Here is a 2,347-nt window from a genome sequence, read left to right as displayed (position 1 = left end):
TCCGAACCCGGAAGCTAAGACCCACAGCGCCGATGGTACTGCATCCGGGAGGATGTGGGAGAGTAGGTCACCGCCGGACAATATTTACGGTTGAAAGACACCGGTTGTTCAGAGAGTAAGGCCCCGCCATTGGCGGGGCCTTACTTGTTTAACCAGGGAATGTCTATAGGTAATTTGGTCCCTCCCCGGCTTTCTACGGATATTGCGGTTCCGCCTACCCCCGGCTTCGGATTCCACATACTGTGCCTAGCACACAGGCCGAACTGGTTTCGGCATGGTCACTCGCGAATCATCCCCAGGGATAGAAGCAGGAAGACCCCTATGAGCCATTATTCCTTTCCATCCGGCCTGCGGCGTCGGCCGGGGCACGGGCACCGGCTACGCAGGTCACTCTTAGGTACGGCCGCCGCTGCGGCGCTGCTGCTGGCACCGTTCGCGGCACCCGCGAATGCCCGGGTTACGGATCCGGACCCCACTGAGCCGGCACCGGTGGCCAGCGCAAACGCGGATGTCGTTTTTACCAGTCGAGGCGAAGGTCAAAGTATTCAGGGTTTCCTGGCCGACGAGCCCACCCCGCCGGATCTCACGCTGCCTTATCCCGAAGGCAACCCCGTGGGAGTCCCTGCTGCCGGCGGATACACCGGCGTCCTTAACACTCTGGACGCCGATGGCCGGCTCGGCCGGATGTATTGCATCGACGTCACGATAGGTACCACCCTCGGCGTCGGCTACGTTAACGCGCCCTGGGAGGAAGCCGACATAGCCAACCTTGGCTACGTAAATTACATCCTGAACAACTACTATCCTGCGAATCCCGCAGCCCCAGCGGGCTTGTCGGTAAACCAGCAGGCTGCGGCGGTGCAGGCCGCGATCTGGTACATAACCGACGGATACCTGGTCAATACTACGGAGACGGTCATCAGGCCCGCGGTCGCGGCGATCGTCGAAGACGCCCGGACCAACGGGCCTCTGCCGGAACCGCCCCCTCCGAACGTCACCGTGACTCCCCCGGCTGCCGCGGCTCCGTTGGGAAGCGTCGGCGGCCCGTTCACGGTGGCAGCGGAGGGAAGTGCGGCGATTACGGTTTCCGTGCCGACCGGATACACCATGTACTCCGATGCTGCGGGGACCGTCCCTATCCCGAACGGAAGCACAGTCCCTACGGGGACCCAGGTCTGGGTGGGTGGCCCGCCGGCATCCACCGACCCGGGAGTCCTCAGGGCACGCGCTGCCGTCAACGTCCAGACCGGCAACGTCTACCTCTACGACCAGGCTGATCCACTGTTGGAAAAGCAGCCCATCATCCTCGCCGAGACCACGGTGTTGAATGCCGCCGCCGAGGCGACGGCGGAGTTCTTTGTACCGGGAGACCTCGTGGTAAACAAAACGTTTGCAGGAGAAGCGATAGGCAGCCAAGGTGCAATCGCGCTTGCTGTCGACTGTGGTGCAGCGGGGCTGTTTAGCTTTGAGATCCCCGCGGGAACCACAGCTCCCGTCAGTGAAACGATCGTTGATCTTCCGGTGGGTACGGTGTGCTCCGTTACCGAACCGGTCACGGGATCCACTACCGAAGTGACGGTGACGCCGACCGTCTCGGACGCGGTGACGATCACCGAGGGGGAGAATGTCCTCACCGTCGCCAATACGGTGGAATTCAATCCGGGGAGCCTTGTGGTCACCAAGACGATCAGCGGCTCGGGCGCCGGCCTGCAGGACGACGTCGTGCTTCATGTCCAGTGCGGTGACGGGCTGATTGACGAGACGTTCGTGATCCCCGAGGAGACCACTGCGGATACCTATACCCAGCGGTACGAAGGTATTCCGGCGGGAGTGCTGTGCCGGGTCTCGGAACCAGCGTCCGGAGCCAACGAGGACGTCACGGTGGAAACCTCAGGCACTGGTGAAGTGGGCATCCTGCCCGGGCAGTCTCAAACCGTCGAGGTGGTCAACGTGTATGCACCTGTGCCAGTTACCGAGCAACAGCCGGTTGCCGAGCAGCAGCGGCCCACTGAGCAACTGCCGAAGACCGGTGCCGACGCAGCCACGTACGGCGTCGCTATTGCCGGTGGTGGGGCACTGCTTGCCGGATCATTGTTGGTCCTGGGATCAACGCGTCGGCGCCACAACAGCTAGGGTTTGATCAGCGGCGCTTTAGTACCGGAGCCGGGCCCCTCAAAGGGTCCGGCTCCGGCGCTGCCGGGGCGATTTGCGGGCCCGGCGAAACCTGTGTAGAGTCTTCTAAGTCGCCGCGGCCGGGAGTTGGAAAACTTCACGAGCATGGCGGCCACACCACACCAAAAACATCCTGGTGATCCATCCTGCGCTGAGAAGCCCGGGAGCGGAAAGC

At 62.7% G+C, this 2,347-nt stretch carries 1 protein-coding gene and 1 rRNA gene; both read left to right on the top strand.

What is annotated here, in order from left to right:
• A 5S ribosomal RNA gene (rrf, locus tag QNN99_RS17390) occupies positions 1-79 on the top strand; the annotation flags it as partial.
• 242 nt (positions 80-321) lie between these two features.
• Complete coding sequence (locus QNN99_RS17385) at positions 322-2,133, top strand: DUF5979 domain-containing protein (RefSeq protein WP_229968481.1); 1,812 nt, start codon at positions 322-324, stop codon at positions 2,131-2,133.
• The last annotated feature ends 214 nt before the right edge of the window (positions 2,134-2,347 follow it).

Source organism: Arthrobacter sp. zg.Y820, from assembly GCF_030125555.1.
Taxonomy (GTDB): domain Bacteria; phylum Actinomycetota; class Actinomycetes; order Actinomycetales; family Micrococcaceae; genus Arthrobacter_B.
The sequence above is the reverse complement of the archived record's forward strand: the minus strand, read 5'-3'. Positions and strand labels throughout refer to the sequence as shown.